Annotated in this window: 6 protein-coding genes and 4 tRNA genes; 8 read left to right on the plus strand and 2 right to left on the minus strand. The window is 39.0% G+C overall.

Annotation, left to right across the window (positions count from 1 at the left end; translation table 11 throughout):
• Nucleotides 1-250: 250 nt before the first annotated feature.
• Both pssA and GLP24_RS19540 read right to left on the minus strand, forming a co-directional pair.
• The gene (pssA, locus tag GLP24_RS19535) at nucleotides 251-1,600 is read right to left on the minus strand and encodes a CDP-diacylglycerol--serine O-phosphatidyltransferase (protein WP_232578273.1); all 1,350 of its coding nucleotides are present in this window, start codon (nucleotides 1,598-1,600) and stop codon (nucleotides 251-253) included.
• Between the two features lie 124 nt (nucleotides 1,601-1,724).
• Nucleotides 1,725-2,156: a GNAT family N-acetyltransferase gene (locus GLP24_RS19540; RefSeq protein WP_152654462.1), complete on the minus strand. Its 432-nt coding sequence runs from the start codon at nucleotides 2,154-2,156 to the stop codon at nucleotides 1,725-1,727.
• Between the two features lie 74 nt (nucleotides 2,157-2,230).
• On the opposite strand from GLP24_RS19540, the gene murB reads away from it, so the two are divergent.
• The 8 genes from murB to GLP24_RS19580 form a co-directional block, all read left to right on the plus strand.
• On the plus strand, nucleotides 2,231-3,271 hold the full coding sequence (murB, locus tag GLP24_RS19545) for a UDP-N-acetylmuramate dehydrogenase (protein ID WP_232616423.1): 1,041 nt from the start codon (nucleotides 2,231-2,233) through the stop codon (nucleotides 3,269-3,271).
• Nucleotides 3,271-4,233, plus strand: coding sequence for a bifunctional biotin--[acetyl-CoA-carboxylase] ligase/biotin operon repressor BirA (gene birA, locus GLP24_RS19550; protein WP_101769839.1), 963 nt, complete (start codon nucleotides 3,271-3,273; stop codon nucleotides 4,231-4,233). Before murB ends, birA begins: the two co-directional genes overlap by 1 nt.
• A complete protein-coding gene (locus GLP24_RS19555) occupies nucleotides 4,233-4,964 on the plus strand; it encodes a type III pantothenate kinase (RefSeq protein ID WP_152654464.1) in 732 nt (243 codons plus the stop codon). Before birA ends, GLP24_RS19555 begins: the two co-directional genes overlap by 1 nt.
• 95 nt (nucleotides 4,965-5,059) lie before the next feature.
• Nucleotides 5,060-5,135: transfer RNA gene (locus tag GLP24_RS19560), tRNA-Thr, on the plus strand.
• Nucleotides 5,136-5,149: 14 nt separating this feature from the next.
• Nucleotides 5,150-5,234: transfer RNA gene (locus tag GLP24_RS19565), tRNA-Tyr, on the plus strand.
• A gap of 43 nt (nucleotides 5,235-5,277) precedes the next feature.
• Nucleotides 5,278-5,352: transfer RNA gene (locus GLP24_RS19570), tRNA-Gly, on the plus strand.
• Between the two features lie 12 nt (nucleotides 5,353-5,364).
• A tRNA-Thr gene (locus tag GLP24_RS19575) sits at nucleotides 5,365-5,440 on the plus strand.
• Between the two features lie 100 nt (nucleotides 5,441-5,540).
• Nucleotides 5,541-5,957 (plus strand): GTP-binding protein (locus tag GLP24_RS19580; RefSeq protein WP_232613996.1); only part of this gene is annotated, 417 nt, incomplete at its 3' end.

Here is a 5,957-nt window from a genome sequence, read left to right on the forward strand (position 1 = left end):
ATTGAAGAAACCCGAATCGAAAGATTCGGGTTTTTTTTCGTCTGTAGAAAATGGTTATTATAATGCTTTATACCGATCTAGAAAATTAATGGGTCAGGTTAGCCTAATCTCTTGAGCACATTTTAGTGATATCTACAGCTGATTCGTGTAAATATTATATTAGAAGTGAGGATTGGTGGAATATAGATTGTTGAGATAATTAATTAGAAAAGCGCAGCAATTAAGGTTATTGCCGCGCATTGCTCAGTCGTTATAGAATTTGATTAAGAATATGATCAGCTTTAACGCGACGGATCCGTTTAATTAATTTATTCACTTTGATGGGGTAACTGTCGATTTTTTCGATTTGTTTATAGCTACCAATCAAGATGGTATGAGTAAGTATACAATCAATTTCTTGTTGTGTTTGTTGTGCTAGAAGTTGATTTTTGTCATGAATAAGAATCGCATTTTCTAAGTCAAGCTTCCATGCTCGTGGGTTTAAATTATTACCCGTGATAAGCATATATTGGTCGTCGACCCAAATACCTTTTAGATGAAAACTATTGTTGTCGTGTTTCCATAGGTGGATAGCTAATTGACGACTAGCAATCGCTGCCTCATTACTTTTCGCAAAGTTTCGTAGATTTACTTCATAGAGATAAGGTAAACCTGCGATAGTTTTAAAAGGTTCTGATGGTGGAATATAAAAATCGTTCGCTGTTTTATCACCAACAACAATAGTGACCTTTACACCACGTTTTAGAGCTTTAATGACTTCTTTACTGACACTGCGAGGGAAATTAAAATAAGGAGTACAAACAGTTAATGTATTTTGTGCGCTAGCAATTAATGTACAAATGTCTTGGTTGAGCTGATTACGACGTTTACCTAAACCAATCAGAGGTGTTAAGCCGACTTCATCAGCCGCGATGACTTCTGACGTATAGTGGTAGCTTGCTTGCTGTAATTCTACCCGTAGATCTTTAATTGCACTTTTTAATGATTTTGTATCTGGGCGTACAGCTTGGTTTAAACAATTAACAGCATCACTTTCGACTAAGGTTTCAGTGATAAATTGCGCCATGCTATTAGCTAATTTACTATTTTTAATAACATGGTAGCGATCATAGCGATAGCGTTCATGTTGCGCGAGATAAACATCATTAAGGCTAGCACCGCTATATATTACGGTATCATCGATAATAAAGCCTTTTAGATGTAAGACGCCAAAGACTTCACGATTGCGTACTGGTACACCAAGGACTTCAATTGAATGTTGATATTTCTCGGCATATTCACGGTACAACGCAGCATTACCATCAGATTGACTTGCACCTATAAGGCCACGCTGAGCACGGTGCCAGTCAACGAATACTTTAATATCTAATATAGGATTACGTTGTTTTGCTTCGTATAGCGCGGTTAGTATGCCGCGACCGGCTTCATCGTCTTGTAGATAAAGAGCAACGATATAAATACGGTGATGTGCTGAATCAATTTCTTGGTATAAACGCTTCCTGAAAGAACTCGCGTCAAAAAGAGTCTCTAAATTTTCGGGCTTGTGCGCAATACGCGGCAGCTGATCTATATGCTGCCTGTTAGCAATAGCTGAATCCATTATCGCCTCGTTTACACGATCTATTAAAGAAGATAAATTTGAGTTAAGAAGCGAATTATACCAGAAAAAATACCAAGTCAACCTATATCATTGTCAGATATATAACTACCTCACTAAATTGTAATTATGGCTTAGTGTTATATTGCATCGGAATGAGTTTTTTCCCACTATTACAGTAACGTTCAAATCGCTGTTGTAAATCATGAGGTAATTGTTGGGGTTGTAGTGTGATAAATCCAGCATGTTGATAGAGCGTTTCAAGTTCTTTAAATGCAAAGCAATAACACGGTTTTTGTTTTATTTGTGGCAGGGCGTATTGAAGTAAGTGAGTTGCTATTTTTTGACCTCGGAAGTCAGGTTTGACGAGCAGGCCAGTTAATAATTGTAATTCACCAATAGATTTAAATCGGACACAACAAACAATGCCTTGTGGTAATTCTCCAACCCATAAAATTTCATCACGTTTGGCTTTCCCTGAGGGATAAAAATCTTTATAGAGTTTATTGACGATGGGTAAACGAATTAAATTTAACGGTTGATAGTGAACTTGGCTCATGGGAAAACACTGCGTTGTGAGATTGAATCGGGTAAAATGAATCCAATAGTATAAAGATATGGTCTCAAATTAACATGAAAGTTTTACATGATCATGGGTTAGCGCCTTATCATACCTTTGGTATTGATGTTACTGCCACACAGATTGTTGAAGCCGAAAATATTGATGATTTTATTCATATTTGGCACGATTCAAGTTTTAATAATATGGCTAAATTAGTTGTAGGACACGGTAGTAATTTATTTTTTTGTGAAGACTATCAAGGTGTCATTATTCTTAACCGTATAAAAGGCATTACTCTAAAAGAGACGGCAGCGAGTTTTTGTCTACATGTTGGTGGCGGTGAAGATTGGCATCAATTTGTTCATTGGTGTGTCGATCGTAATATTGGTGGTTTAGAAAATTTAGCGTTAATTCCCGGTTGTGTAGGATCGTCACCGATTCAAAATATTGGTGCTTATGGTGTCGAGCTTAAAGACGTATGCCAATACGTCGATGTACTTGATGTTATTACCCATGAGATTAAACGTTATGACGCTGAGACGTGTCAGTTTGGTTACCGAGATTCTGTTTTTAAGCATCAATTAAAAGACGGCCATATTATTGTTGCCGTTGGCTTTTGTTTGCCGAAAATATGGCAACCTAAAATTGCGTATGCACCTTTGAATCAATTTGATATAGCAACAGTCACGCTTCAGCAAGTGTTTGATACTGTTTGTGAGGTTCGTAAAGCAAAATTACCTGATCCTGCTGTGATTGGTAATGCAGGTAGCTTTTTTAAAAACCCTATTATTTCTAAAATAGCACGTGATAAGCTACTTGTTGATTATCCTGCAATGCCTAGTTATGGTGTTGATAATCAGCATGTAAAATTAGCAGCAGGTTGGCTAATTGATCAGTGTGGTTTAAAAGGTTATCAGATTGGTGGTGCTAAAGTACACCCACAGCAAGCACTGGTATTAACTAATGTTGGTACGGCAACGGCGCAAGATGTTATTCAGCTTGCACAGTTCGTGGTTGATAGTGTGGCAATAAAATTTGATATAGCATTGGAACATGAGGTGCGGTTTATGGCAGCTAACGTTGAAACGAATCTGGCCGAGATACAAGCATAATGAAAGAACATTCAACCCGTTTAGCTCTTATTCGTTTATTAGCGGATGGCCATTTTCATTCGGGTGAAAAATTAGGCCTGGCGTTGGGGATGTCGCGTGCTGGCATTGCGAAACAAATTAAAATCATTCAGCAGTGGGGGCTTGATTTATATAGTGTTCAAGGTAAAGGCTATTGTTTAGCTGCCCCGATTGAATTATTGGATAGTCAGCGAATTACTGAATTGGTTAATTGCCCTCAATTAGAATTGATCCCTGTGATTGATTCGACGAATCAGCATTTGCTTAATCAGATCGGACAGTTACCCTGTGGCGCAGTTTGTTTAGCTGAATATCAACAAGCGGGGCGTGGACGACGAGGTCGACAGTGGCAATCTCCTTTTGGTAGTAATCTTTATTTATCTACCTATTGGCGTTTAGAGGCGGGTGTTGCTGCGGCGATGGGATTAAGTCTTGTTGTTGGTGTTGCGATTGCTGAGACTTTACAGCAACTTGGTGCGCCTGATATTCGAGTAAAATGGCCTAATGATCTTTATTATCATGATAAAAAATTAGCGGGTATTTTAGTTGAAATGACAGGGAAAGCTGGTGATGCGGCACATTTAGTCATTGGAATGGGATTAAACATTGCGATGCCGATAGTAGCTACAACGATGATAGATCAAGCATGGACGAATTTAAGTGCCGCATGTGTATCGTTACCATCTCGTAATGTTTTAGCGGCAACATTAATTGATCGTATTCATCAGACTTTAAAAGAATATGAGGATATTGGATTAAGTGGCTTTGTTGAACGCTGGAATAAAATTGATAACTTTTTAAATCGCCCTGTTAAATTATTAATTGGTGAACGCGTTATAGAAGGTATTGCTCGTGGTATTAATGAGCAAGGTGCTTTATTACTTGATACTAATGGTGATATTACTGCTTATGTTGGTGGTGAAATCAGTCTTAGAGGTTGTTAATGCAGTTATTAATTGAAGCGGGTAATACCTACGTTAAGGTTGCTTTATTACAGGTAAGTGGTCGAGTCACGTTGATTGGTAAATACCCTAGTAAAAAATTAGAATTAGTACTTGATCCTATTTTAGAGCAGAAAATCAAACGGATTGTTTTTGCCAGTGTTGGACCCGTTGAGGTTGATAATACTATTCAGCGTATTGCGCAAGTGGCGAATATACCTGTGTTACATGTGAAAACGATGCGAAAAGATTTTGGGGTTAAAAATGGTTATAGTGAATATCAATATTTAGGTGTCGATCGCTGGCTAACATTGGTCGCTATTTATCAAAAATTTAAACGGCCGACGGTAATCGTTGATATTGGTACCGCATTAACATTTGATGTATTAAGTGGCGATGGAAAGCACCTTGGTGGTTGGATTGCTCCAGGTTATCAATTAATGATGAAAGTGGTATTAGAAAACACCACCAAAGTGTTTTCAGATCATGACCATAGCGATCGTTTAAGCTTGGCTGATAATACAGCTGATGGTTTAAAAAACGGTTGTCGTGCTGCATTAATCGGTTTGATTGAATATGGCCTAAAAGAAGCCCGTGAAAAATTAGCGGTAGAGCCTGATGTTGTACTGTGTGGCGGTGGTGTTCGGCATCTTCCTTTAGATGGTATTAAAAATTATAATCATCGTTCAGAATTAGTTCTTGAAGGGTTGGCTTTGTATGCAAAATGTCGATAATGGATGAAATTACATCAATTAACAAAAAATAATAAAAAAAAAGTACTAAAGTATTGCATCAAAAATCATCATTATCTAAAATGCGCATCAATTAAGCCGACTTAGCTCAGTAGGTAGAGCAACTGACTTGTAATCAGTAGGTCACCAGTTCGACTCCGGTAGTCGGCACCAGTTTTAAGAATTTCGGTGGGGTTCCCGAGTGGCCAAAGGGAGCAGATTGTAAATCTGCCGGCACTGCCTTCGAAGGTTCGAATCCTTCCCCCACCACCATTATTCAAATAGTTAAATAGCGCTACGAGTAAATAAGTTTTTTGCGGGCATCGTATAATGGCTATTACCTCAGCCTTCCAAGCTGATGACGCGGGTTCGATTCCCGCTGCCCGCTCCACACTTCTTGTATGCTGATATGGCTCAGTTGGTAGAGCGCACCCTTGGTAAGGGTGAGGTCGGCAGTTCGAATCTGCCTATCAGCACCACTCTTCAGTCAATATTTATCAATTTGTTATATACTCAACAAACCCATGTTTGGTTGTGTGGTCGTAATGCCACTAAATACCGTGCCCAGAGGGACTATCCATGTCTAAAGAAAAATTCGAACGCGTAAAACCGCACGTTAACGTTGGTACTATCGGCCACGTTGACCACGGTAAAACAACTCTAACTGCTGCTATCTGTACTACACTTGCAAAAGTGTACGGTGGTACAGCTAAAGATTTCGCATCTATTGATAACGCTCCTGAAGAGCGCGAGCGCGGTATCACAATTTCTACTTCTCACGTAGAATACGATACTCCTGCACGTCACTATGCACACGTTGACTGTCCTGGACACGCCGATTATGTTAAAAACATGATCACTGGTGCTGCTCAAATGGATGGTGGTATCCTAGTTGTTGCTGCAACTGACGGTCCTATGCCTCAAACACGTGAGCACATCCTACTTGGTCGTCAAGTTGGTATTCCTTACATCATCGTATTCATGAACAAATGTGAC

The sequence above is a fragment of the Photobacterium carnosum genome (assembly GCF_021236965.1).
Lineage (GTDB): Bacteria > Pseudomonadota > Gammaproteobacteria > Enterobacterales > Vibrionaceae > Photobacterium > Photobacterium carnosum.